The 24,397-nt window shown below is 71.7% G+C and carries 26 protein-coding genes; 14 read left to right on the plus strand and 12 right to left on the minus strand.

Translation table 11 applies throughout. The annotated features are described in order from the left end of the window. Positions 1–157: 157 nt before the first annotated feature. The 3 genes from B0E54_RS15245 to B0E54_RS15255 all read right to left on the minus strand — a co-directional run bounded on the left by B0E54_RS15245 (position 158) and on the right by B0E54_RS15255 (position 2,710). Positions 158–874, minus strand: a complete 717-nt coding sequence (locus B0E54_RS15245; protein ID WP_234584188.1) for an FKBP-type peptidyl-prolyl cis-trans isomerase — start codon at positions 872–874, stop codon at positions 158–160. A gap of 100 nt (positions 875–974) precedes the next feature. Beyond that, positions 975–1,613, minus strand: coding sequence for a DUF4241 domain-containing protein (locus tag B0E54_RS15250; RefSeq protein ID WP_234584189.1), 639 nt, complete (start codon positions 1,611–1,613; stop codon positions 975–977). Positions 1,614–1,687: 74 nt separating this feature from the next. Next, positions 1,688–2,710 (minus strand): Ku protein, encoded by a 1,023-nt coding sequence (locus B0E54_RS15255; RefSeq protein ID WP_234584190.1) that lies wholly within the window; start codon positions 2,708–2,710, stop codon positions 1,688–1,690. 85 nt (positions 2,711–2,795) lie between these two features. Between B0E54_RS15255 and ligD (B0E54_RS15260) the strand changes: the two genes are divergently transcribed. From ligD (B0E54_RS15260) to B0E54_RS15270, 3 genes are all read left to right on the plus strand, one after another. Continuing rightward, positions 2,796–3,737 carry a non-homologous end-joining DNA ligase gene (ligD, locus tag B0E54_RS15260; RefSeq protein WP_234584191.1) on the plus strand — a complete coding sequence of 314 codons (942 nt, stop codon included), beginning with the start codon at positions 2,796–2,798 and terminating at the stop codon, positions 3,735–3,737. Continuing rightward, positions 3,727–4,644: a non-homologous end-joining DNA ligase gene (ligD, locus tag B0E54_RS15265; RefSeq protein ID WP_234584192.1), complete on the plus strand. Its 918-nt coding sequence runs from the start codon at positions 3,727–3,729 to the stop codon at positions 4,642–4,644. Before ligD (B0E54_RS15260) ends, ligD (B0E54_RS15265) begins: the two co-directional genes overlap by 11 nt. A gap of 368 nt (positions 4,645–5,012) precedes the next feature. Next, positions 5,013–6,080, plus strand: a complete 1,068-nt coding sequence (locus B0E54_RS15270; protein ID WP_234584193.1) for a hypothetical protein — start codon at positions 5,013–5,015, stop codon at positions 6,078–6,080. Positions 6,081–6,086: 6 nt separating this feature from the next. On the opposite strand, the gene B0E54_RS15275 is transcribed toward B0E54_RS15270, so the two are convergent. Together B0E54_RS15275 and B0E54_RS15280 are read right to left on the minus strand one after the other, a co-directional pair. Then, the gene (locus B0E54_RS15275; protein ID WP_234584194.1) at positions 6,087–6,827 is read right to left on the minus strand and encodes a hypothetical protein; all 741 of its coding nucleotides are present in this window, start codon (positions 6,825–6,827) and stop codon (positions 6,087–6,089) included. Between the two features lie 77 nt (positions 6,828–6,904). Continuing rightward, positions 6,905–7,813 carry an NAD(P)-binding domain-containing protein gene (locus tag B0E54_RS15280; RefSeq protein ID WP_234584195.1) on the minus strand — a complete coding sequence of 303 codons (909 nt, stop codon included), beginning with the start codon at positions 7,811–7,813 and terminating at the stop codon, positions 6,905–6,907. 58 nt (positions 7,814–7,871) lie between these two features. Between B0E54_RS15280 and B0E54_RS15285 the strand changes: the two genes are divergently transcribed. Further along, on the plus strand, positions 7,872–8,270 hold the full coding sequence (locus B0E54_RS15285) for a MerR family transcriptional regulator (RefSeq protein ID WP_234584196.1): 399 nt from the start codon (positions 7,872–7,874) through the stop codon (positions 8,268–8,270). Here the strand turns inward: B0E54_RS15285 and B0E54_RS15290 are convergent. Continuing rightward, a complete protein-coding gene (locus B0E54_RS15290) occupies positions 8,236–9,270 on the minus strand; it encodes a hypothetical protein (protein ID WP_234584197.1) in 1,035 nt (344 codons plus the stop codon). The genes B0E54_RS15285 and B0E54_RS15290 overlap by 35 nt on opposite strands. A 142-nt stretch (positions 9,271–9,412) precedes the next feature. Here B0E54_RS15290 and B0E54_RS15295 point away from each other — a divergent pair, with 142 nt between their 5' ends. After that, the gene (locus tag B0E54_RS15295) at positions 9,413–10,165 is read left to right on the plus strand and encodes a TIGR03089 family protein (RefSeq protein ID WP_234584198.1); all 753 of its coding nucleotides are present in this window, start codon (positions 9,413–9,415) and stop codon (positions 10,163–10,165) included. Between the two features lie 112 nt (positions 10,166–10,277). On the opposite strand, the gene B0E54_RS15300 is transcribed toward B0E54_RS15295, so the two are convergent. Then, entirely contained in the window at positions 10,278–10,763 is a 486-nt protein-coding gene (locus B0E54_RS15300; protein ID WP_234584199.1) for a carboxymuconolactone decarboxylase family protein, read from the minus strand. Positions 10,764–10,939: 176 nt separating this feature from the next. Between B0E54_RS15300 and B0E54_RS15305 the strand changes: the two genes are divergently transcribed. From B0E54_RS15305 to B0E54_RS15315, 3 genes are all read left to right on the plus strand, one after another. Next, positions 10,940–11,845 (plus strand): RNA polymerase sigma-70 factor, encoded by a 906-nt coding sequence (locus tag B0E54_RS15305; protein ID WP_234584200.1) that lies wholly within the window; start codon positions 10,940–10,942, stop codon positions 11,843–11,845. Between the two features lie 166 nt (positions 11,846–12,011). Further along, positions 12,012–12,962 carry a zinc metalloprotease gene (locus B0E54_RS15310; protein WP_234584201.1) on the plus strand — a complete coding sequence of 317 codons (951 nt, stop codon included), beginning with the start codon at positions 12,012–12,014 and terminating at the stop codon, positions 12,960–12,962. A gap of 280 nt (positions 12,963–13,242) precedes the next feature. Beyond that, positions 13,243–13,965: a hypothetical protein gene (locus B0E54_RS15315; protein ID WP_234584202.1), complete on the plus strand. Its 723-nt coding sequence runs from the start codon at positions 13,243–13,245 to the stop codon at positions 13,963–13,965. Between the two features lie 121 nt (positions 13,966–14,086). Here the strand turns inward: B0E54_RS15315 and B0E54_RS15320 are convergent, their stop codons facing one another. Continuing rightward, positions 14,087–14,458 carry a DUF4267 domain-containing protein gene (locus tag B0E54_RS15320; RefSeq protein WP_234584203.1) on the minus strand — a complete coding sequence of 124 codons (372 nt, stop codon included), beginning with the start codon at positions 14,456–14,458 and terminating at the stop codon, positions 14,087–14,089. A gap of 87 nt (positions 14,459–14,545) precedes the next feature. Here B0E54_RS15320 and B0E54_RS15325 point away from each other — a divergent pair, with 87 nt between their 5' ends. Further along, complete coding sequence (locus B0E54_RS15325) at positions 14,546–15,118, plus strand: TetR/AcrR family transcriptional regulator (protein ID WP_234584204.1); 573 nt, start codon at positions 14,546–14,548, stop codon at positions 15,116–15,118. Positions 15,119–15,178: 60 nt separating this feature from the next. On the opposite strand, the gene B0E54_RS15330 is transcribed toward B0E54_RS15325, so the two are convergent. Beyond that, entirely contained in the window at positions 15,179–16,015 is an 837-nt protein-coding gene (locus B0E54_RS15330; protein ID WP_234584205.1) for an alpha/beta fold hydrolase, read from the minus strand. A 58-nt stretch (positions 16,016–16,073) separates the two neighbouring features. On the opposite strand from B0E54_RS15330, the gene B0E54_RS15335 reads away from it, so the two are divergent. Next, a complete protein-coding gene (locus B0E54_RS15335; protein ID WP_234584206.1) occupies positions 16,074–16,772 on the plus strand; it encodes a TetR/AcrR family transcriptional regulator in 699 nt (232 codons plus the stop codon). Positions 16,773–16,804: 32 nt separating this feature from the next. Here the strand turns inward: B0E54_RS15335 and B0E54_RS15340 are convergent, their stop codons facing one another. Then, positions 16,805–18,484, minus strand: coding sequence for a DNA repair helicase XPB (locus tag B0E54_RS15340; RefSeq protein ID WP_234584207.1), 1,680 nt, complete (start codon positions 18,482–18,484; stop codon positions 16,805–16,807). A gap of 173 nt (positions 18,485–18,657) precedes the next feature. Here B0E54_RS15340 and B0E54_RS15345 point away from each other — a divergent pair, with 173 nt between their 5' ends. Next, the gene (locus tag B0E54_RS15345; RefSeq protein WP_234584208.1) at positions 18,658–19,548 is read left to right on the plus strand and encodes a L,D-transpeptidase family protein; all 891 of its coding nucleotides are present in this window, start codon (positions 18,658–18,660) and stop codon (positions 19,546–19,548) included. A 95-nt stretch (positions 19,549–19,643) separates the two neighbouring features. Then, a complete protein-coding gene (locus tag B0E54_RS15350) occupies positions 19,644–19,880 on the plus strand; it encodes a hypothetical protein (protein ID WP_234584209.1) in 237 nt (78 codons plus the stop codon). Positions 19,881–19,910: 30 nt separating this feature from the next. Here the strand turns inward: B0E54_RS15350 and B0E54_RS15355 are convergent, their stop codons facing one another. After that, complete coding sequence (locus tag B0E54_RS15355) at positions 19,911–22,394, minus strand: helicase-associated domain-containing protein (RefSeq protein ID WP_234584210.1); 2,484 nt, start codon at positions 22,392–22,394, stop codon at positions 19,911–19,913. A gap of 84 nt (positions 22,395–22,478) precedes the next feature. Here B0E54_RS15355 and B0E54_RS15360 point away from each other — a divergent pair, with 84 nt between their 5' ends. Together B0E54_RS15360 and B0E54_RS15365 are read left to right on the plus strand one after the other, a co-directional pair. Continuing rightward, positions 22,479–23,102: an HAD family hydrolase gene (locus B0E54_RS15360; RefSeq protein WP_234584211.1), complete on the plus strand. Its 624-nt coding sequence runs from the start codon at positions 22,479–22,481 to the stop codon at positions 23,100–23,102. A gap of 27 nt (positions 23,103–23,129) precedes the next feature. Further along, positions 23,130–23,516, plus strand: coding sequence for a cold-shock protein (locus B0E54_RS15365; protein WP_088986676.1), 387 nt, complete (start codon positions 23,130–23,132; stop codon positions 23,514–23,516). Here the strand turns inward: B0E54_RS15365 and B0E54_RS15370 are convergent. Next, positions 23,477–24,307, minus strand: coding sequence for a 1,4-dihydroxy-6-naphthoate synthase (locus tag B0E54_RS15370; protein WP_234584212.1), 831 nt, complete (start codon positions 24,305–24,307; stop codon positions 23,477–23,479). The genes B0E54_RS15365 and B0E54_RS15370 overlap by 40 nt on opposite strands. Between the last annotated feature and the right edge of the window lie 90 nt (positions 24,308–24,397).

Genomic DNA, 24,397 nt, shown 5'->3' on the forward strand with positions numbered 1-24,397 from the left:
CCGTCACGTGCACCTCCGCGTCCCCGGTCCGCCTGGTCACCCCGGACGGCGGGCCGCCCGGGGTGACGCCGAACCTACTGCCGGAGGGTGACGGGCAGGAAGCCCCATGTGAACAAGTCCATCGCGCCGGGGTGACAACCGGGGCGATCCGGACGGGTCACTGGGCGGCGAGCACGTCCACCACGAAGCGCAGCGGACCGGTCGGACGCCCGTTCGCGTTCGCCTCGTCGTTGCCGTACGCCAGCTCGCCCGGGATGTCGAGCTGCACCCGGCTGCCCACCGTCACACCCACCAGGCCCTGGTCCCAGCCGGGGATGACCTGGCCCACGCCGATGGGGAAGGTGGCCGGCTGGCCGGCGTTCCAGGACGAGTCGAACTCCTTGCCGTCCTTGTAGAAGACGCCCACGTAGTTGGTGGTGATGGTCTGGCCCTTCTTCACGGCCGGGCCGCTGCCTTTGATCACCGGGGTGACGGTGAGCTTCTTCAGCTCACCCTTGCCCGCCGTCACCTTCGGCTTGGTGCCCAGCGCCGGGTCGGAGCCCGCGGGCAGCTGCGGAGCCGGGGGCGCGGTGGGGGCGTCCGCGGCCGGGGCGGAGGCGGACGGGGTCGCGCCTGCCTGGTTGGCGGGCTTGTCGTCGCTCCGGTTCTTGTCGATCCACACGAAACCGCCGATCAGCAGCGCCATCACGGCGACGCCGGCGAGGCCGCCCGCCCACGCCTGGCGGCGGCGCTTCGCCTCGGCGGCCTTCTGCGCGGCCAACTGGGCGGCGAGCCGCCGCCCCGCCTTCGTCGCCGGGCTCTGGCCCTCCGACCGGTTCTCCTGCGTGCGCTCGCTCACGTCGTCGACTCCCTGCTGCGAAGGTGTGGCCGGCACCCGGTGCCGGGGGGAAAGCCGACGCACACGGTACCCGCCCGGCGGCCTGCCGTGCCCGCCCCGGATGCCTCGGATCGCCCAGCGACGCCCTAGCGGGACGTTATTTCGGGATCACCATGAAGTCGGTCACGAACGACGTCACGCCTCCGTCGGCCGCGCGCCCGATCCAGGTGCCGTAGCAGCCGTCCCCCCAACCCGTGGCCACGGTGACGACATTGGCGCCGGTGGCCTCGTCGAGGACTGCGGTAATCAGGCCCCGGACCGGCGACACGGGCAGCTCGTCGGGGATGAACACCTCCTGGACCTGGTCGTGGTCCCAGCCGTCGAGGACGGCGAGCGCCGTCGGGTCGGCGAGCGTGCCGGCGCCCGCGTCCACCCCGTACCCGAAGTAGTCGTCCGGGCCGAGCGCGGCGACGTCCTGGTCGCCCGCGACGGCCGGCTCCCAACGGGTCGCCGGCTCGTCGGAGACCACCAGTTGCAGCGCGGCCACCCGACGGTCCACCTCCGCGCCCTCCCGCAGCACCACGGCCACCCAGGCGCGGGCGGGATACCGCCCCGGCGCCACGGTCACCGTGTACGGCTCGGCCTCCGGGCAGACCAGCGGGTCGCATCCGACCACCCGGCCGGTGGGCAGCACGACGTCGTCCACGGGGTGGGCCTCGATCAGGTACGCGCCGTACTCGTCGGTGAAGCGGGCACCGGGCGCCAACAACCGGTCCAGATCAGGGGTGTACGGCATGGGGGCTCCTCCGGTGGCCAACGGCCGGCGGAGCGTACCCGGTCCGGCGGACACCCTTCGTCGCCGCCGTACGGTCAGGCGCTCTTGCGGGGTGCGGTCTTGCGCGCGGCCGTCTTCTTCGCCGGCTCGGCCTTCTTCGCTGCTGTCTTCTTCGCCGGCTCGGCCTTCTTGGCGGCGGTCTTCTTCTCCGCCGTCTTCTTCGCCGCGGTCTTCTTCGCGGGCGCCTTGGCGGCCTTCTTCTCGGCCGCCTTCTGGGCCGAGCGGGCCGACGAGATGGGCGTCGGCTCGCCGCCGCCCCCACCGCGCGCGGGCTGTTCGCCGCGTGCCGCACGGGCCCGGTCCACCGATGCCTTCAGCGCGGCCATCAGGTCCACCGCCGCGGCCGGCGCCTCCTCGGCCTCCTCCGGCTGGACGACCTCCCGACCCTCCACCTTGGCGTCGATGACCTCCTGCAACGCGGCCCGGTAGTCGTCGGTGAAGACGTCCGGCTCGAACTCGCCGGTCATCGAGTCGATCAGGGAACTGGCCATGGCCAGCTCCGGTGGGCGCACCTTCAGGTCCTCGTCGAGGAAACCGAAGTCCGGCTTACGGATCTCGTCCGGCCAGAGCATCGTGTTGAGCAGCAGCACACCCTCGCGGACCCGCAGGGTGGCGAGCTGTTCACGTTGGCGCAGCGCCACCTTGACGATGGCCACCCGCTCCGAGTCGGTCAGGGCGTCGCGCAGCAGCACGTACGGTTTGGTGGCCGTGCCCTCCGGCTCCAGGAAGTACGCCTTGTTGTACAGGATCGGGTCGACCTGGTCGGCGGGCACGAACTCCAGCACGTCGATCGCCCGCGAGCTGGTCAGCGGCAGGTCGGCGAAGTCCTCGTCGGTGAGGATGACCATCTCGCCGCCGCCGATGTCGTAGCCCTTGGCGATGTCGTCGTAGGTGACCTCCTCGCCGCAGACCGAGCAGGTGCGCTTGTAGCGGATCCGGCCGCCGTCCTCGCGGTGCACCTGGTGGAACCGGATGTCCTTCTCCTCGGTCGCCGAGTAGAGCTTCACCCCGATCGAGACGAGCCCGAACGACACGGCTCCCTTCCAGATGGCACGCATCCTGCGCTCCCTTCCCCGGTATCGACCATGCTCGCATCCGAAGGAACTCGACGCGAGGTGTTCGGCCTGCTACTACAGTCGGGTCGTGCCCGGCGTGCCGCTCAAGCCGATGCTCGCGATGACCGGGCCGCTCCCGGCGGGTGACGGCTGGGCGTACGAGTTCAAGTGGGACGGGGTCCGCGCGCTCGCCGACATCTCCGGCGGCGTCCAGCACCTGTACGCCCGTTCCGGCGTGGAGATCACCGCCGCGTACCCCGAGCTGGCCACCCTCCCCGAGCAGGTCGACGACGTGTTGCTCGACGGCGAGGTGGTGCTGCTCGGCCAGGGCGGGCAGCCGTCGTTCACGGCCCTCGCTGAGCGGATGCACGTCCGGGATCGCAACAAGGCGGCCCGGCTGGCGGCGGTCATGCCGGTCACGTACATGATCTTCGACCTGTTGCGCCGCGACGGCGACGACCTGACCGGCTGGCCGTACGAGCGCCGCCGGGAGGCACTTGACGCGCTCGGCCTCGGCGGCGCCCGATGGGCAGTGCCGCCGGTGTTCACCGACGGCCCGGCGACCTACGAGGCGGCCGGCGAACACGGCCTGGAGGGCGTGATGGCCAAGCGGGTCGGCGCCGTCTACCGCCCCGGCGTGCGCTCCCCGGACTGGGTGAAGGTCAAGCTGGAGGTGACCGGGGACTTTGTCGTGGGGGGCTGGCGGCCGGGCGCGCGCCGCATCGGTGGACTGCTGGTCGGGGTGCCCGGCCCGGACGGCCGGTTGATCTACCGGGGTCGGGTCGGCGGCGGGATCGGGGCGGCCATCGAACGGCAGCTCCTCGCCGAGCTGGAGCCGCTGCGCTCCCGCGTGTCACCGTTCGCGCCGGGCGTGCCGCGCGAGGATGCCCGGGGTGCCATCTGGGTAGAACCCCGGGTGGTGGTGGAGGTGAAGTACGGCCAACGCACCCCCGACGGCCGGCTGCGCTTCCCCCGGGTGCTGCGGTTGCGCCCGGACAAGCCGCCGGAGGAGGTCGACGATGCCGGCTGAGAAGCTGCGGGTGGACGTCGAGGGCCGCCCACTGGAGCTGTCGAACCTGGACAAGGTCCTCTATCCGGCGGTCGGCTTCACCAAGGGCGAGGTGATCGACTACTACACCCGGATCTCTCCGGTACTGCTGCCGCACCTGTCGGACCGCCCGGTCACCCGGATCCGCTTTCCCAACGGGGTGGACGACAAGTCCTTCTTCGAGAAGAACAAGCCAGCCGCGACCCCGGACTGGGTGCGGGTGGAGACGTTGCCCGCGCCCGGGTCGACGAAGGGTCGGGAGACCATCGACTACGTGGTCGCCGACGACCTGCCCACCCTGGTCTGGCTGGCCAACCTCGCCGCGTTGGAGCTGCACACACCGCAGTGGAAGGTCGGCGAGGACCCGGACATGATGGTCGTCGACCTGGACCCGGGGCCGCCCGCCGGGCTCGCCGAGTGCTGCCCGGTGGCGGTGCTGATGCGCGACCGGCTCGCCGACGACGGCATCGACTCGTACCCGAAGACGTCCGGCAAGAAGGGCATGCAGTTGTGCTGCCCGATCGCCGGCACCCAGTCCGCCGACGACGTCTCCGCCTACGCGCGCCGGATCGCCCAGGAGCTGGAGAAGGCGCACCCCAAGCTGATCGTGTCGAAGATGGCGAAGAACCTGCGCCCCGGCAAGGTCTTCATCGACTGGAGTCAGAACAACGCGGCGAAGACCACAGTGGCGCCGTACTCGCTGCGCGCCCAGCGCACGCCCTCGGCCTCGACGCCGTTGACCTGGGACGAGGTCGAGGCCGGCGCCCGCGGCAGGAAGCCTGCCGTCCGCCAGTTCACCGCCGCCGAGGTCCTGGAACGGGTCGAGGAGTACGGCGACCTGCTGGCCGCCCTGCTCGACGGCGGCCCGGAACTGCCCGGCGGACGCTAGCCCGGCCCGGTCATTCGGGTCGCCCACGTAACGGTGGGTGCGTGACCGGTGCCATCGCCACCTGTCGCTCAGTGTGACTGCCCCGCCGCCCCCGTTCGAACCGCTCAGCCCCTTTGCTCTGCTTCAACCGAGGAAACACCGGGATCTACCTGCTGTTCTGTCTTCAGGAGAGATGAGCGGCCAGGTGCGGCCTGCACGGAGCGTGTGTGTTTCCTTGGTTGAAGCAGAGCAAAGGGCGCGGAGGTGGAGGCGACCCAGGCCGTGCAGGTTGCGGTGTGTGACTGGCCGACGGCCCGACCGTGGGGTTGGACGCCACATTGAACGTCCCGGATGAGACCGGTCTGGCCGACAGCCGCTAGAGTGCGTCGATGCTTCAGAGTGAAGTCGTCGACGCGTTGAGTGAACTTCGCGCGCTACGGGTCGAGCAGGACGGACCCGCCCTGCTCGTCACGGTGCCGGCGATCGACGTGAGCCTGCGGCTCTACCCCGAGACGGTGGTGTGGCTCAACCACCTGACGTTGCCGCAGGGTGAGCCGATCCTCCAGGTGGTGGTCCGCCAGCACGGCCAGGATCTGCGGATGATCCTGCTGAACGACGACGTCGCCTGGGAGCCGGCCGACCTCGACTCCCTGCTCGACTCCCCGATCCCGGTGCGTCTGACGGACATGCCGGAGCTGGTGGCGTACACCGAACTGGAACGGAATTCCATCGGCGCCCTGCGGGCCTACGACGAGCCGAGGGCGAACCTGGCGGCGCTCGCGGGATCGCTGCAACTGCACCGGTGTGTCCTCGTCGCCGCCATGCGGCTCGGTCTTCGACCCCTCAACGCGGTACGGCTGTGGCACGAGCTGTGGTGCCGCGTCGGCGAGTTCGCACCGGCCCCGTACTGGCCCGACCCGGACTTCGACCGGCTCCTGGTCGAGGCGGGAGTGCCGTTGACGCCGTACGAGGAGGTCCGAGCCGCGGATCGACCGGTCGAGATCGAGGCGTTGACAGTGGCCGACCTGCGGGCGGCGGAACCGGCGCTGACGGTCGGCCGGGCGGACGAGGCCGCGCTCGCCGCCTGGCGACAGTGGATGAAGCTGACGCCGAGGCAGTTCCACGAGGTGTTGACGGCGGAGTTGCCCGAGGCGCGGGTCGAGGTCTCGCTCTACGCCGACGGCGGTGCAGCGGTCTCGCTGCGCATCGCGCCGTCCGACGTCCTGCGGGTCCTGCTCGAACTGCGGCTCTCCTTTCCGCGCCGGATGGCGATGCTGGACGAGATCCGCATCACCGAGGAGGCCACCGACACCGGGCTCTTCCAGCGCATCATGTCCAACCTGGAAAGGCTCACCCGGTCGCTGGGCTTGAAAGCGATAAAGGTGTACGCCACCGGGGACGGCAGCGTCGCGTTCGCCCGCGCCGGCTTCGACTGGGACCGGGATCCGGGCGACTGATTCCGCTCAGCGGTGCTGCTGTCGGGGCGTCAGCGTCCGCCGGATCCGGGCGGTGGCCGCCGGACCGATGGCCTCCTGGGTCGCCGTGAGCAGTCGCGCGCACAGCGCCCGGGCGGCGGCCAGATCGGCACGGGCCCGGCCCGCGTCCCGCAGCAGCGTCGCGCGCTCGTCGTCCGCGACGGCTCGGATGTCCGCCACCTCCCGTCGGCGCACGCTGCGTACCTCGTCCGCCATCACCAGCACGAAGTCCGTCCGGTTCCGGTCGAGTGCGGTGGCGGTCGAGGCGGCCGGGCTGGCGGCCACCACCCGGGTGACCGCCTCGGCGGGCAGGAAGAACAGCGTCGTGGTGGAGTACCGACTGAGGGCCGCCTGCTGTTGCCAGCGGGTGAGCAGCCCCGACTTGCCGTCGAGGAAGGGTGCCATCGCGAACGCGAAGTCCACGTCGACGGTGGCGAGCAGCGCGCGGGAGTCGTCGATGCCGCGCCGGAGCTGGTTGATCAGCACGGACTGGCGGTGCAGCAGGGCGGCGAACTCCGCCTGGTCGTCGGCCCGCGGCTCCGCGCCGGAGATCATGGTGTCGGCCAGGCTCAGGAGACGGTCGCCGTTGAGGCACAACTCCTGCAACGTGAGGACCACGTCCAGCAGGTGGGCGCCGACCTCGGCGTCCTGGGAAACCGCCCGCCGATCCAGCAGCCTGGTGACGTACGAGTTGAGGATCTGAACCACAGTCGACAGCAGTTCACCCACTGCGCCGCCCCCTCCACGTGGTGTGGGGGCGAGTGTAATCGCCCAGGTCGCGACAGTCGGTCCAGTGCCGACCGTGATCAGCGTGCCGCCTCCGCCGGATCGGCGGGTACGAGCGACTGGGCCAGTCTGGCGTAGCTGTCGCCTCCGTGCCCCGCCGCGATGGCCCGTTCGATGATCGAGTGCACGGCCTGTAGCGGCGCGGGGTCGACACCGCGCGCGGCGGCGGCATCGCGGACGTGGGCGACCGCCGAGCCCGCCGACGCGATGGTGGACACGTCTGCGGCGAAGGTTCCGGACGTGAGTTGATCGGCGAACCGGTCGGCCATGTCGGGCAACAGGCCGCCGATTCCTCGGGCGAAGCGGGCGAACGCGGTAGGGGAGATGCCCTCGGTGACGGCCAGGGCGAAGGCGTGCGCGAGCCCGCCGACGGACATGGTGAACAGGTCGAGCAACGCCATCTCGTACGCCGCCGCCGTGCCGGCGTCCGCGCCGAGGTAGGCGTTGGTGCCACCAAGGCTCTCCAGCCAGAGAAGGCTGTCGTCGAAGAGGGCCCGCGGACCGCTGTAGAGGATCGTCGCGGCAGGTGTCCCGATGGTCGGCGCGGGCGTCAGGATCGCGCCGTCGAGATAGTTGACGCCCCGCTGCGCCGCCCAACCCGCCATGTCCCGTGCCTCGGCGGCGTGCCCGCTGCTGAGGTTGACGAACGTTCCTCTCGGCGGGCGTTCGAGCCCCGACAGGACGGCGCGGACCGCCCGGTAGTTGATGACGCAGACGATGACGACCGATGCCCGGTGTGCCGCATCGGCAACCGTCGGAGCGAGCACCGCCCCCTGGGCCACCAGCGCGGACGCCTTGCCCGGTGAGCGGTTCCAGAGCACGGTGGGGTGGCCGGCGGCGAGCGACGCGGCGGCCAGGGCCCGGCCCATCGGGCCGAGTCCCAGGACGGCGACGGCTGCGGATTGATTGTCATGGCTGCGGTGAGTCACAGCGACGACGCTAAACCTTCACGTTGACGTGAAGGTCAAGCCCTGATCTGCTGTCGGTGTGCGGATCAGCGAACTGGCGCGGGAGGCGGGCACCACCCCGCGCGCCCTGCGCTACTACGAGGAGCAGGGCCTGTTGCGACCCGCCCGTCTCGCCAGCGGCTACCGTCACTACGACCCGCAGGCGGTGGGCACGGTGCGGCACATCCAACTGTTGCTGTCCGCCGGCTTGAACACCGCGGCGATCGCCGAGATCCTTCCCTGCATCCCGGACGACGTGACCGTGCTGGCCCCCACCTGCCCGGAGCTCCTCGACGCTCTGGCCGTGGAGCGCGCCCGCATCACGGCGTCCATGGATCGGCTCGGCGCCGCTCGCGATGTCCTGGATCGGCTCATCCAGGCCGGCCCTGCTGCCAGCGAGAGCGTCACCTTGCGGCGACGGGAACAGCGGCCGAGCTAGGGCGGCCCAGACGCCACCAGGCGCCAACGACCAGTGCCACGGTGATGACGGTGACCGCGACGTCACCGGCGAGGGCCGCCGCCGGGCTCGCCGGGGAGTACGGCGGCACCAGGTACGCGAACGCGGCGGCGCTGACCACGCTCGCCGAGCCCGCGGCGAGCACGTGCCGCTGCCCCCAGCGCGCGCCCGCCGACAGGTACGCGAGCACGGCCCCGACGGTGGCGGCGAGCGCCAGCGCGATGACCACTCCCGCCCAGCCGGGTGCCAGGTCGGTGCCGAAGTGGACGAGGACGACAAGCAGACCGACCCAGAGCGGGTGCGGCACCCGGCGGACGCGGCGCGGGTGCGGGCGACGCCAGCGGGGCAGCAGGGCCGTCGCGACCAGGGTGAGGACCACCGCCGTGGCGAAGGCCAGTTGAAGCGGGCTGGCCAGGAAGTTCTTCCGACCCTCGGGAGAGGCGAAGATCAGCAGGCTGCCGAGCAGGTAGACCACAGCGACCACCGCCAGCCCCTGTCGTCCGAGCCACGGCGAAAGCCGCCGCTTTGCACCGAGGAAGGACTCGACGAACACGATCGGCGCGCAGATGGTCAGCACGATGTGGTTGCCCACGTAGTCGAACGCCTGCCGGAGGCTGAATCCGAGCCCCGGCACCAGCGACGCCTCGGCGGCGGCCCGGGTGTCGGCGTACTGCGTGTCATTCAGGTAGCCGGGGTTGAACAGGGACTGGTCCACCAGGCCGGCCTGGAGCACACCGAAGGCGGCGGCGAGCAGCACGATCGCCGGCCAGCCCGCGCCGAGGTGTCGGGCGGTCTCCCGGATCAGGATCGCCGCCCCGCCGTACATCGGAGCCAGGCCGATCACCACCGGGAGGAAGCCGTCGATGGCGAAGCCACCCCACGAACACTCGGCCGCCCAGGGCGCGAGCAGCAGCAACGCCACGACCGGCACGAGCCGGCGGCGCAACGGGGGACGGTCGGCGGGGTCGGACTCGGTAGGCATGGGCACTCCTCGATGGCGCTGCGGGGTCGCCCGTAGCGTCAGTGGGCCACCCGGCCAGCCGCTACGGCCATCGGCCGACGAGGGGTACGACCAAAGTCGTTGCGTAGGGTGGTACCGACGTCGCCACCCGGGGAGCGCCCAGATGCAGCCACACGCCACGGCCGACCTGTCGGACCCGTACACCGCCACGGAGATTCCGCTGCTCAGCTACCGCGACGAGGCGACCGGCGAGCGCGTCGACCTGACCGCCCAGCAGGTCGGCGCCTGGGCGGCGCGCAGCGCCAGCCTCCTGCGGGACGGGTGCGGGCTCGGCCCCGGCAGCCGCGTAGCGGTGCTGCTGCCGCCGCACTGGCGTACCGCAGCGGTGTTGTTGGGGGCTTGGGCGTGCGGCCTGGCGGTGTCGTTCCGACCGCGCGCCACGGCGGGCCTGGCAGTGCTGGAGCCCGGCGGCGACCGGCCGTTCGACGCGGTCTTCGTGACCCCCGAACGCCAGGACGACTGGTTGGAGGACGTGCCGGACGCCCCGCACCGCTACCTCGTCGGTACCGGGCCGGGCCGCCTGGCCGACGTGCCGCTGGGTTGGTTGGACTGGTCCGCCGAGGTGCTCCGCCACTCGGACGTCACACCCGACCACACCGCCATCCGCCCGTCGGATCCGGCGAGCGCGGACGGCACGACCTACGGCCAGTGGGGAGCGCTCGCCCGGGAGGTCGCCGGGATGCTGGACCTGCGCGCCGGTGACCGGCTGCTGGTCGACGCCGCCGAGCACGAGCAGCCGTTGAAGTGGTTGCTCGCGCCGCTGTCGGCGGGCGCGTCCGTGGTCATCAGTGCCAACCTCGACCCGGCGCGACGGGATGCCATCGTCGCTGCCGAGCGGGTGACCCGGATCCTCTGAGCCAGGTGCCGTTCCCGGGGCCGAGCAGCGCACGCGCCGACCGAGGTTTCCGCTTCCGGCGTGCCCCCCGGCCCGGGACATCGGCTGATCCCGGGCCGGGTCCGTTGCCGATTCAGCCGAAAGCGGCGGCCAACGTGCCGGGCTCGTAGGAACCGCCCCGCTGGTGCACGATCACGGCAAGCCGGTTGGCCGCGTTGATCAGAGCGACCAGGGCGACCAGCGCGGCGACCTGGTCATCGTCGTAGTGCTTGCGCACCTGAGCCCAGGTCTCGTCGGACACGCCCTGGTAGGCGTCGGCGAGCCGGGTGCCCTCCTCGGCGAGCGCGAGCGCCGCCTGCTCGGCCTCCGTGAAGACCGTGGACTCGCGCCAGGCAGCGACCAGGCTGAGCCGAACCGCACTCTCGCCGGCCGCAGCGGCCTCCTTGGCGTGCGTGTCGATGCACCATCCGCAGCCGTTGATCTGGCTCGCCCGCAGCGACACCAGTTCCTGCGTGGACTTCGGCAGCGGCGACTGCTGCAGCACCATGCCGGCGTTCGCGAACCGCTTGAAGAACTTCATGGCGAACTCGTTCTCGAACATGTTGAACCTGGCGTCCATCGTTCCGTCCTTAACTCTGGTGTTGGATCGGACGACCATGAGATGCCGGCGAGCGCAGCCCTGTGACGGCCGGGCAGGGTGACGACCGCCACAGGCCGGAAGGTGTCACAGAACGGCCGGCTCCGGCATCTGGTGGGTGACGCAGTCGACAGCGAACAGGAGTCACGCTGGTGGGCATGCCGCAGACCGCACCCGACGACCGGCCGGACCAAGCCACCGAGGCTTTCCTCGCCCACCGCAACCTGCTCTTCACCGTCGCGTACGAGATGCTCGGCTCGGCCGCCGACGCGGAGGACGTACTCCAGGACACCTGGCTGCGGTGGGCGGGCGTCGACCTGGGAGCGGTCCACGACCAGCGCGCCTACCTGGTGCGCATCACCACCCGCCAGGCGCTCACCCGGCTGCGGACGCTCGGTCGCCGCAAGGAGTCCTACGTCGGATCCTGGTTGCCCGAGCCGCTGCTCACCGCGCCCGACGTGGCCGAGGACGTCGCGCTGGCCGACAGCGTCTCGATGGCCATGCTGCTGGTGCTGGAGACGCTCGCGCCTACCGAACGGGCGGTGTTCGTGCTGCGCGAGGTGTTCGACCTCGAGTACGACGAGATCGCCGAAGCCGTCGACAAGAGCCCCGCTGCCGTCCGCCAGATCGCGCACCGGGCCCGGGCACACGTCTCGGCCCGCAGGCCCCGCCAGGTCGTCTCCGCGGCGGAGGCCCGGTGCGCGCTCGACGCGTTCCAGCGAGCGGTCGACATGGGCGATCTGCAGGGCCTGCTCGACGTCCTCGCGCCGGACGTGGTGTTTCTCGGCGACGGCGGCGGGATCAAGCAGGCCGTCCCGCGGCCGATCCTCGGTGCCGACAAGGTGGCCCGCGCCCTGGCATCTTTCTGGGGCAAGGTCCCGGCCAGCACGTCGTGGCGGCCGGCGCAGGTCAACGGCTACCCGGCGCTGATCGTCCACGTCGAGGGCGAACTGGACACCGTCGTGGCCGTGCGCATCGACGGCGGCCTCATCACCGGGATCTACGCCGTCCGCAATCCCGAGAAGCTGTCCCACATGCAGCGGGAGAATGCCCTGAGCCGCTGACGCCAGGCGATAACAGCGCCCGTCGTGCCCCTGCCGTTACACCCCACATCAGGGCCGTACGCAGGTCTTTTGCTGCTGCCGTGGACGTGGTCTCATACCCGGAGACGACGTCGTCGAGCAGGTCATGACGACCCCGCGCCGTCTCCATCCCCCGAGAGGTGCACCGATGCACAGGAGACCAATTTTCCGACTGGCAGTCCTCACCGCCACCGCTGCGACGTTCCTGGCCTCCGGCGGCGCCTCCGGGGCGCTCGCCACGGCCGCCCCCGCGACCGCCTCCCCGGGTGTTGCGGCGTGCGACCCGGGCACCGCGGCGCGGGCCGCCGAGGGCGCCACCGCACAGGAGCCGGCGCTGTACTCCAAGAACGAGGCCAACGCCTACGGCGTGATCAAGGACGCGCCGCGCCTGCCTAACGGCAGCATCACCGTGCCGACGGTCTTCCACATGGTCTCCGACCACCCGCTCACCGCCGCCGAGACGACCAGGTGGAACACCCTGATCGCGGCACAGATGAGGGTGCTCAACGACTCGTACGCGGGCCGTACGGCAGCCAACGCCTCCGACACGCCGTTCCGGTTCTCGCTCGTCGACACCACGTACACGGTGAACAGCGCCTGGTACACGGTCGAGCCGGGCAAGAACGAGCGCGACATGAAGAAGGCGCTCTACACCGGCGACTCCCGCACGCTGAACGTGTACGCGGCCAACATCGGCGGCGGCCTGCTCGGCTGGGCGTACTTCCCGAAGGGCTACAACAACGGCCGCGACTACATTGACGGCGTGGTGATGCTCGACGAGTCGATGCCGGGCGGCACGGCCGGCAAGTACGCCCTCGGTGACACGCTGACGCACGAGGTCGGGCACTGGCTGATGCTGGAGCACACCTTCGCGCACGGCTGCTCCGCGTCCGGCGACTTCGTCGCGGACACCCCGCGCGAGGCGGCACCCCAGTTCGACTGCCCGATCGGCGCGGACACCTGCACCGCACCGGGGCTGGACCCGATCCACAACTTCATGGACTACACGCAGGACTCCTGCATGGACATGTTCACCGCCGGCCAGGCCGACCGGATGAGCGACGCCTGGGTGGCGTTCCGCGCCGGCGGCGCCGGCTGACGCTGCCCCCTGTGCGTTCCTCCCACCACCGGGCGGCTTGAGTGCGTTGATCAAGAGGTTTGCGTCACCGGAAAGCTGATCGGTGACGCAAACCTCTTGATCATTTCTGGGCGGGCGCGTGCGCCGGCGGTTGGGCCAGGCGCGCGCTGGGAGCAGGGCGCGTCACCCGACCGGTGGAGCGGCAAGGTTCCGCCGGCTTTCACATTTTTCCTGCTCATACGCTTCGCCGAAGGCGGGACCGCTGTCGAAGCTCCCGCCCTCGCACACCGGCGGAGGGCAGATGGCTTCGAGGCGTACCCATCGGATGGTGGTGTCGGCCGTTGCCGGCGGGCTGTTCGCCCTCGGCGTGGTCGCGCCGGGTCCGGCGGCGGCGCCGCTGCCCCGCGCGGCCCGGGCGGACGGTCCTACGGCCCCTGACACGCGCGAGCCGCGGCCGCCGCTGCTGCCGGCGGACTTCCACGGCACCGGCCGGTACATCGTGCGGGACCTCGGCATCGACGTCCCGTTCACCTGGCAGGGCCGCGACGGCAACAGCCAGATGGTCGCCGGCGGACCGGAGCACCCGATCTGGTTCACGAACCTGATCTACGAGAACACCCTCTACACGCTGACCTACAAGTGGCCCAACATCCCGCTGTTCCCGCCGCGTCCGTGCAGCAAGGTGCCGGGGTTCTTCAACCGGCAGATCTTCAACGACAAGCTGAAGACCGCCCGCTATGTCGGCCCGGAGATCCTGCAGGGAGAGAAGGACCGGCACGTGGACCACTGGCGGGTGGGCGTGGTCGGGGGTTCCACAGTGCCGGGGGAGTTCTTCCGGTTCCCGCTCGCGCTCGGCGACATCTACGTCGACCAGCACGACTCGACCCGGTGGTGGCAGGTGTTGCAGTTCGGCCTGCAGAACCTCTTCGACCCGGAACTCGACGAGTGGTTCACGATGGACAGCTTCGACCTGCGCCCCGGCGAGGTCCACCTCCCCGACCGCTGCCCACCCCCCACCTCCTGACCTCCGGCCCCCGGCCCGGCCCGGCCCCGGCCCCGGCTGCGGTGATCAAGAGGTTTGCGTCACCGATCGGCCCGTCGGTGACGCAAACCTCTTGATCAACCCCGGGAAGGGTGGGGGTTGGTTACAGGGCGAACAGCAGGGCGGCGTCGAGGAGGACTACCGCGGCCGTCGCGAAGTGGATGCCGAAGGCCACGGCCTTCGTTCCGCCGTTGCGCAGCACGATGAGGGTGTCGCCCAGCGGGACGAGCGCGACGATCAGCATGAACCACGCGACCGCCTCGGCAGTGGTGAAGGCGATCAGGGCGAGTCCGATGAGCCCGAAGGTGAGGTCCTTGAGCCCTTTGACCGTCAGGTAGGCCGGATCGCCGTCCGGCCGGGCCGGCACGCCGTACCCGGCGGCTGCGGCCTGCGGCACCAGCAGGAACCGCGCACCGATGAAGGCGACGAAGAGGCTGAGCACGACTGCGAGTCCGTAGGCGAGGGGTGACAACATGATCCGCTCCAATTGCTAGCGCCGCTAGATGTAAGAGCGACGCTAGCAGAGCGACGACAGCAACGCTAGCAGTGCTAGGGTTTTGTCATGTCGACTCAGACGCGCCGGGAGCGCGAGCGGGCGGAACGGGAACGGGCCATCGTCGCCGCCGCCCGCGACCTGGCCCTGGCCGAGGGCTGGGACGCGGTGACCACCCGGAGGCTCGCCGCTGAGATCGAATACAGCCAGCCCGTCCTCTACAGCCACTTCAAGGGCAAGGACGCCATCATGGCGGCGGTCGCCGTCGAGGGCTTCGCCGAGCTGGCCACCGCCCTGGCCGCGGCCCGAACCTCGGCCGCCGACCCCCGGCAGGCGATCGCCGACGTCGCCGAGGCGTACACCACCTTCGCCGAACAGCGGCCCGCCCTCTACGACGCGATGTTCACCCTCGCCGTGGACCTGCCGTTCGCCAGCCAGGACGTTCCGACCGACCTGGCCCGGGGGTTCGCCGAGCTGGCCGACGCGGTGCGTCCGATCGCCGGTGACGACGACCTGGAGGCGGTCACCGAGACGTTCTGGAGTGGCCTGCACGGTCTGGTCACGCTGATGCGCAGCGGCCGGCTCCGCCGCGCCGACCATGACCGGCGACTGGCGGTGCTGGTGAACCGCTTCTCTCGCTGAGCGTCGCCGCGCACGGCTGGCAGGGCCGTCGACCGGGTGGGTTGGTTGGTGCCGGGGGGCTCAGAGCTGGTTTGCCCGCTCCGGGCTCACCGGGGCCCCGAAGAATGCTGCGATCGGCTCGATGATCCTGCTCGGCGCCCGGTTCAGGCCGTCGTGGCCGCTGCGCGGGATCGGCAGGACCCTCGCTCGTGGGAGGGCGCGAGCCAGCTTCCCGTTGAGGTCGGCGTAGTAGGGCGGCCCCGCGGCCCCGTAGGCCAGCAGCACGTCCGCGCTCACCCCCGACCACGCCTCGGCCGGGCCGCCGCGCAGTCGGATCTGGTTCGTCTCGTCGAGGGTCATCGGCAGCAGGTCGGCCATCGTCCGGCCGATCGGCGTACGCAGGAACGCCCGGACCAGCGCGACGCGGACCCGCAGCGGAAGTCTGGTGGCCGGGTTGTGGGTGTTGATGCCGGCGTCGGTGATGGCCATCGCGCGGGCGATGTCACCGTCGCGCGCCGCCTGTCGTGCCTCGTCGAGCCATGCCGTGGGGAAGCCCCCGTCGATGTCGATCGCGATGTCGTAGAGCGCGAGCCGGTCGATCGGCAGCCGCACCGCGGCCTGCAGGGCGATGAAACCGCCGGAACTCTGCCCGATGACGTTGCGGGTGCCGGTGTGCTTCAGCACCGCGGCGAGGTCGTCGATGTCCTGGTCGAAGGTGTACGGCTGAGCGCGGGGGGCGGCGTCCGCCCGCCCTCGCCGGTTGTAGAGGTGCACCGTGAAGCGGTCGGCCAGCCGTTGGGCGAGCCGCCGGTAGACGTCGATGGTGATCCCGCCGCCGTGCACCACAACGATGCCCGGTCCGGCTCCTGTCGAGTGCAGCACGATCGACGCGCCGTCGTGTGCCGTGATCCGTTCCATGCGTGCCCACCCCCGATGGATGAAACTGCGAACACTGTACGCAGTTTACAGTGGATCGGTGAGCGACGCACCTACGAATTCCGACCCGGGCGGCGCCGACCGGCAGTCGATCTGGGCCCGGCCCGTACGCGGCAGCCGCGGCCCCACCCCGACCCACAACCGGGGCGCCATCGTCACCGCCGCCATCGCCCTGGCTGACGCCGAGGGAATCGCGGCGGTGTCGATGCGCGCCGTCGCCACCGCGCTGGGTGCCAGCGCCGGCGCGCTCTACCGCCACCTGTCGTCCCGCGACGACCTGCTGGACCTGATGACCGACCGGGTCGTCGGCGAACTACGGCCGTACCCGGAGCCGAACGCCGACTGGCTCGACGGCATGCTCCTGCTGGCCGGCCGGCAACGGGCGCTCTTCCGGCACCACCCTTGGCTGCTCGACACGATCAACCGGATGTCCGCGCCCGGCCCGGAGAGCCTGGCCTGGTTCGACGCCTGCCTGGGGGTTCTGGAGCCGGTCGACAGCGCGGTGACTGCCAAGTTCGAGGCCATCGGCATGATGACCGGCGTGGTGAGCCTCTTCGCCCGCAGCGAGGCCAGCTCCCGCTCGGTCAGCTTCGCCGAGGTGGACGTCGCGGCCTACCCGCACCTCGCCGCGGCGTTCAGTCGACCCGCGCGGCTGCCCGCCGAGCGCGATCTCTTCGACACGACCCTGCGGATCCTGCTGACCGGACTGCTCGACGCCGACCCGCCGGCCCGACCCTGAAACCCGCCCCGGCTTACCGCCGCCGCCCGCGTTCAGTCGACAGTCGGCAGCTTCGGGCCGAGGACGTCGTCGGCGTCGACGATCGTGTACGCGTACCCCTGCTCAGCCAGGAAGCGCTGGCGGTGCGCCGCGTACTCGGTGTCGATCGTGTCCCGGGAGACCACCGTGTAGAAGTGCGCCTGCCGGCCGTCGGCCTTCGGGCGGAGCACCCGACCCAGCCGCTGCGCCTCCTCCTGGCGCGACCCGAACGTGCCGGACACCTGGATCGCCACCGCCGCCTCGGGCAGGTCGATGGAGAAGTTGCCGACCTTCGAGATCACCAGCGTGCGGATCTCCCCGGTGCGGAACGCGTCGAACAGCCGCTCCCGCTCCTTGTTCGTGGTCGAACCCTGCACGATCGGCGCGTCGAGGTACTCGCCGATCTGGTGCAACTGGTCGATGTACGCGCCGATCACCAGGACCTGGTCCTCCGGGTGCCGGTCGACGAGCGCCTTGACCACCGGCAGCTTGGTACGGGCGGTCGCCGCCATCCGGTACCGCTCCTCGGCCTCCGCCGTCGCGTACGACATCCGCTCCGCGTCGGTCAGGGTCACCCGGACCTCGACGCACTCGGCCGGGGCGATCCAGCCCTGCGACTCGATGTCCTTCCACGGCGCGTCGTACCGCTTCGGGCCGATCAGGCTGAACACGTCGCCCTCGCGGCCGTCCTCGCGTACCAGAGTGGCAGTGAGACCCAGCCGGCGGCGGGCCTGGAGGTCCGCGGTGAACCGGAAGATCGGCGCGGGCAGCAGGTGCACCTCGTCGTAGACGACCAGGCCCCAGTCGCGGGCGCCGAACAGGTCCAGGTGGGTGAACGCGCCACCGCGCCGCGAGGTGAGCACCTGGTACGTGGCGATGGTGACCGGGCGGATCTCCTTGCGCTCGCCGGAGTACTCGCCGATCTCCTCCTCGGTCAGCGACGTGCGGGCGATCAGCTCCCGCTTCCACTGCCGGCCGGCGACGGTGTTGGTGACGAGGATCAGCGTGGTCGCCTTCGCCTCGGCCATCGCCGCCGCCCCGACCAGGGTCTTGCCGGCCCCACACGGCAGCACCACCACGCCCGACCCGCCGGCCCAGAACGCCTCGACGGCCTCCCGCTGGTACGACCGCAGCGTCCACGGCTTGCGCCCGTCCTTGCCGGCCTCGGCCAGCTCGATCGGGTGCGCCTCACCGTCGACGTAACCGGCCAGGTCCTCCGCCGGCCAGCCCAGCTTGAGCAGCGCCTGCTTGAGCCGGCCCCGCTCGGACGGGTGGACCCGGATCGTGTCGTCGTCGATCTTGTCGCCGAGCATCCCGGCGAGCTTCTTGCTCTTGGCCACCTCGATCAGCACCAGCCGGTCGAGCGCGCGCAGCACCAGCCCGTGCGCCGGGTCGTTGGCGAGCTGGAGCCGGCCGTACCGGTCCATCGTCTCGGCCACGTCCACCAGCAGGGCGTGCGGCACCGGGTAGCGGGAGTACTTGATCAGCGAGTCGACGACACCCTCGGCGTCGTGCCCCGCGGCGCGGGCGTTCCACAGACCCAGCGGGGTCAGGCGGTAGGTGTGCACGTGCTCCGGCGAGCGTTCCAGCTCCGCGAACGGCGCGATCGCCATCCGGCAGGCCTGCGCGTCGGGGTGGTCGATCTCCAGCAGCAGGGTCTTGTCCGACTGCACGATCAGGGGTCCACCACTCACGCCAGCGTCCTCTCCTCGGTTGGCCGTCCGGCCGGAACGGGTCGCATACCCGCCGCTGGCCGACCATCCAGTGTTGCACGGCGGAGAACGTCGAAAGAAAGATGAGCACCGGGTGCAACCAGGACGGCACTCACGAACGTCTAGGAAAGGGACGACTGTCCAGGGGAGGTGCCATGAGGCGTGTCCGGAGCACTTCCCGGCTGGTTGCCCTGGCGGTGGTCGTGCTGGTCGGTGCCGGCGCGTGCACGTTCGATCCGCAGTCCGGTGGGAGTGGTGGCGGGGGAGCCGCCCCGGTCGGTGCGGCGGAACAGGCAACGGGGGCGAGCGGCACGTCCGGGCCGGGCCAGCGCGGCCGGCCCACGCCGGCCGCGCCCACCCCGAAACCCTCCCGGAAACCCACGCCGAAGCCGACCCGCACGGCGTCGACCCCGACCCCGACCCCAACCCCGAGCACCGGTACGCCGACAGTCGCCGGTTGCCCGCAGGGCCAGCACCAGCGAGCCGTGGAGACGTACCTCGCCCGGCTGGGCGGGTTCGGGGCCGTCACGGTCGACGGTCGGCAGTCCGCCGCCGACTGCGCCGCCATCAAGAAGTTCCAGAAGAGGTACGGCATTCGCCCCGTCGAGGGACGCGCCGGACCGACCACCCTGGACGTGGCCCAGCGACTCGCCACCACCGACACGAAGAGCTGCAAGGCCGGCACCGGCACCACCTTCTGCGTGGACCTGACCCGGCAGACCGTGTGGGCGGTCCGGGGCGGCAAGGTGATCATGGCGCCGACGGTGACGCGCACCGGCATGTCCGGCTACCGCACCCCGTCCGGCACCTACACCGTCAACTACCGCAATCCAAAGGAGTGGTCCAACCCGTACGAGGTGTGGCTGCCGTACTGGCAGCACTTCACCCAGGGCATGGGGTTCCACGAGACCACTACCTACCTGCACGACAAGTCGATCGGCTCGCACGGCTGCGTCAACCTGCTGCACGCCGACGCCGTCCGGATGTGGGAGCTGGGCAAGGTCGGCACCCGGGTGGTGCTGATCGGCCGCCGCCCCGGCACCTGAACATCCCGCCCGACTCGGGGTTTATCCCCTGTCACAGCCGTCCCGGGAGTGACACTCTTGGGAGTCCAGGGCCGCACCGGGCGGGGAGGCTGGGCATGACGGTCGACCGTGACGTGATCGCAGAGCATGAACACGCGCCACCCGACGAGGTGTCCCGCGCGACAGTGGTCGCGTACGCCCTCGCCGCGGCGCTCCTCGTCGGGTGGTTCCTCTTCGGCTGGCTGGTGCTGCGGCAGGGCTTCGTCGACTCGGTCGGTGAGTCCGCCGGCGCCGGCTTCGCCCTGTTGCTGGCCGTCTCGGTGGTCGGCACCTTTCGGCGCAGCCGCCGCTGAGCTGGCACACCAGCGGCGGCTGAGCCCTGTTCAGTCCGCCAGCACCGCCGCCGTGATCCGGTGCAGCGCGAAGGTGTGCAGCATCTCGGTCCGCTCGTCCTCGGCCCGCAGGTAGCCGGCGCCGATCGACACCGGCTTGACCAGCCGGGACGCGGTCGCCCCGTGTGCGTCGACGTACCCGACCCAGACCAGCGCCTTGTCGCGGACCGCCTGCTGGAGCACGGCAAGTGCCTCGCTGTGCGTGTGCGCGGGCACCGGGCCACCGCCCAGCCCTGCCGCCCCGCCCCGGACGACGGCAGGCGCCCGGCGGGCCGCCCGCGCCGCAGCGTCGCCCCGCCGGATGTGCTCCACCACCCCGAGCAGCCGGGGCATCGGCAGCTTCGGGGCGGCCAGCGGATCGAGCGTCCTGGTGGTCACCGCGACCCGTGCCGGCGCACGCCGGATCCGGGGTCGGGACAACATCGTTCCGCCCGTGCCGTCCTCCTGCACCGGCGCGTACCCGGCGTCCCGCAGTGCGCCCAGCAGCCGGCTGACCTGGTACGGCGTGCTCAGCACCGTCGGCGCCAGCCGCCGCAGCGTCAACGACTCCAACCGCCGGTCGGCCAGCACCTCGGTGAGCAGCGCCTCGTCGTCGCTGCGCAGGTACGCCCCGGCCGACCCGACCCGCAGCCCACCGTGCTTACGGGCCACGTCGTCCACCAGGTAGCTGAGCCCCTGCGGCACCGGGGTACGCGACCGTCGCCGGAACAGTTCGTGCAGGTCGTCGGCCGTGTAACCGGCGTCCAGCGCCCTCCGCACGCTCGCCGTGGTGACCCGGTGCACACTCGCCCCACCGGCCGACTCGGGTTCGGTGGTCGCCTCCAACTCGGCGGCCAGCGCCGGCTCGGGCGGCCCCGGCACCACCACGGTCAGGTCGGCCTGCACCAGGAAGTGATCGACCGGGGCGGGCAGCAGCGCGTCCAACGCCCGCGCGGCACTGGACGGATCGCCGCTCTCCGCGTCCACGTGCAACCCCAGTGGGTCGCCGCCCGGCTCGTCGGCCGACGTCAGCTCGCCCAGCAACAACCGCCCGTACGAGGTGAGCGCCCCCAGGCCGGTCACGCCGAGCTGCGCCGCCTCGGCCAGCACCTCCCGGTGGGCGGCCTCCCGACCCCGGCTGCGCCGCGGCGCCCGCCAGTCCAGCAGGGCCTGCACCTCCTCGGCGGTGGGCGCGGTCGCCGGCTCCAGGTCGGCGAGCACACCGAGCACCGCTCGCCGGGTGGCCGGAGCACCGGCCCGCTCGGCTTCGGCGGACAGCGCGGTGATCGGCCGGTCCCGGTCGTCACGCCTACCGACCAGGCCGACCTGCCGGGTCATCGTCAGCCAGGCGTGGGCCAGGTGCTCCCACCGTTGGGCCAGCGAGGCGGCCCGCCACACCTCGTACCCGCCGGTCGGCAGCACCTGCTGATCCGCCCCGTACCGGCCGGTGGTCGAACCGGGCATCTCCAGCTCACCGGCGAGCCCCGCCGCGTACGCCACCTCCAGCAGCAGCGCGGTGGTCGGCTCGTCCAGGCCGGCGGTGCGCGCCAGCCGGCGCAGGTCCCGGACGCCGATGCCGCCGGAGCGCAGCACCGGTGCGGGTTCGGCGGCGAGCTGCTCCAAGAGCCCCTCGGTGTGCCGGACCACCTCCATCGTCTGCCCGGCGCCGGCCGAGTCGACCGCCTTGGGCTCGCGGGGTGCGGTGGCCACCGGCGGCGGGCTGGTGCGCAGCGGCCCGAGTGGACCACTGTCGCGGCGCAGCAGGAGCCCCACCTCGCGGGGCAGCTCGACCGTGCCGCTGGCCGTCGACGAGCCGGCCGAGACGCTGACCAGCAACCGGTTGTCCACCAGCCAGCGCACCGGCGAGCCGGTCGGCGCACCACCGTTGGTCGGGTCGGCGAGGACAGCGTCTTGCGCGCCGATCGGCGGTGCCTGCAACGCGCCCGGGGGCACGCTGCCCACGGGTGGCCCGGCCGCCAACCGGTCCAGGATCGCCCGGGCCGACGGGGGTGCGGCGAGCAGCGTCCGGCGCAGTTTCGCCGGGTCCGCGCAGAGCGCGGCCGTGCGCGGGTCCAGCTCCGCGGCGGGTCGGCCGAGGCCGGCGGGGTACGGGGAGACCTCGTCGACGGCCGGCACGACGTGCAGGGCGTGTTCGGGGCCGTACAGCAGGAAGAGCGCCCTCAGCCGGTTGACGGCGGCGCGGACGGCCGTCGGCGCCGGCGGGTGCGGCCCGGTGGTCGCCATGGCGAGCACGGCGTCGGTGGCCGTGGTGCCCTCGTCCGGGTGCCGGGTGAGCCGGGCGGCGTCGAGGATTCCGAGGGTGAACTGGTCCAGCCCGTCCAGGGCCCGGGCCACCGAGACCCGGGACTGGGCGCGGATGGCCAGGGCGGAGACGTCGGCCGGCACGGGCACGACGAGGTCCGGCCGGAGCTGGAGGAGCGCGGCCAGCGACTCGTCGGGCAGCGACCGCAGGTGGTCGGCGAGTGAGGTGGTCATCGTCTTTCCACGCTAGCCCGGGGTGGGGCTGTCGCGCCCCTCGGACGTCCGGCCGGTAGGCGGTCGCCCGGTAGGTTTCTCGACATGCGCGCGCTGACCGTCGGATTCGATCTCGACATGACCCTGGTTGACTCCCGGCCCGGCATCGCCGCGGCCTATCGCGCGCTGACCGCCAGGACGGGCGTACCGGTGGACGCTGACCTGGCCGTGTCCCGGCTCGGCCCGCCGCTGCGCACCGAGATCGCGCACTGGTTCCCGCCGGAGCAGGTCGAGGCGGCCGTGCTGGTGTACCGGGAGCTGTATCCGGCGTACGCCATCACACCGACGGTGCCGCTGCCCGGGGCGCGGGAGGCGATCGACGCGATCCGTGCCCGGGGCGGGAGGGTGCTCGTCGTCACGTCCAAGATTGGCCGACTGGCCCGGTTGCACCTGGATCACCTCGGCCTCGTGGTGGACGAGCTGGCCGGTGACCTGTTCGCCGAGCAGAAGGCGACCGCGCTGCGCGAGCACGGCGCGACCCACTACGTCGGTGACCACGTGGCGGACATGGTGGCGGCGGGTGTGGCGGGGGTGCCGGGAATCGCTGTCGCGACCGGGCCGTGCTCCCCGGATGAGCTGCGTGCGGCGGGGGCGAGCGTGGTGCTGGACGATCTCACCGGATTCCCAGCGGCGCTCGACGGCATGATCCAGCTAGCCTGGGAGCAGTAGCGGCTCAAGTGAAGCAGGGGTTTTCAGGTGCCTACGGGTCGAGTGAAGTGGTACGACACGGCCAAGGGATACGGCTTCGTCACCAGTGACGAGGGCGGCGACGTGTTTCTGCCCAAGGGTGCTCTGCCGGCGGGCGTCACCGACCTCAAGGGTGGTCAGCGGGTCGACTTCAGCGTGGTGGACAGCCGCCGGGGCGCGCAGGCCATGGGCGTAAAGCTGCTGGACGCACCGCCGTCGATGGCGGAGCTGCGACGTCGGCCGGCCGAGGAGCTGCACGGTCTCGTCGAGGACATGATCAAGGTGCTGGAGGCGAAGGTCCAGCCGGACCTGCGCCGGGGCCGTTACCCGGACAAGAAGACGGCGCAGAAGATCGCTCAGCTGGTCCACGCGGTGGCGCGCGAGCTGGAGGTCTGAGGCACCAGGCCGGCGGTGGCGGCGCGGTCGAGGAGCGCCGTCACCGCGGCGAAGCCGGCCTCGCCCAGGTCGGCGGTGAACTCGTTGACGTAGAGGCCGATGTGCCGGTCCACCACGTCGAGTTCCATCTCCTGGGCGTGCGCGAGCACGTACTCCCGGCTGGCCGCCGGATCCGCCCAGGCCTGCCGGACGGACTCGCGAATCCATCCGGCCGCTTCCACCGGGTCCACGGCGCCGCGCCGGGCCAGGATCGCGCCGAGAGGGATGGGCAGCCCTGTGTCGGCCTCCCACCACTCGCCGAGGTCGACGAGCGCGGTCAGGCCGTGCCGATGGTAGGTGAACCGCGCCTCGTGGATGACCAGCCCAGCGTCGTAGCGACCAGCCGCGACGCCCGGCATGATCTCGTGGAACGGCACCACCTCGATCCGGGCCGGTGCCTGCCCGGCTGACCAGAGCCGGAACAGCAGGTACGCGGTCGTCCGATCACCGGGCACCGCCACCGTGGCGCCGGTCAGGTCGGCGCGGTCACCCCTGGTGAGAACCAGCGGCCCGCACCCGCGACCGAGCGCGCCCCCGCAGGGCAGCAGGTGGTAGTCGTCGAGCAGCCAGGGCAGCGCCGCGTAGCTGACCTTCACCAGGTCGAACGCGCCCCGCTCGGCCGCCGTGTTGGTGACGTCCACGTCGGCGTACGTCACCTCGACCGGCGGCGCACCGGGCACCCGCCCGTGCACGAGGGCGTCGAAGACGAACGTGTCGTTGGGGCAGGGCGAGATCGCAAGGGAGAGCGCCACGCCCTCACGTTAGCCCCGCCCCCGGCCAGCAGCCCGCGCACACCCCGCCCACTGTGATCCACGACGGCCCGCCCCGCCCGGGCCCGGCCC

Source organism: Micromonospora sp. MH99 (genome assembly GCF_021442385.1).
In the GTDB taxonomy this organism is placed as follows: domain Bacteria; phylum Actinomycetota; class Actinomycetes; order Mycobacteriales; family Micromonosporaceae; genus Micromonospora.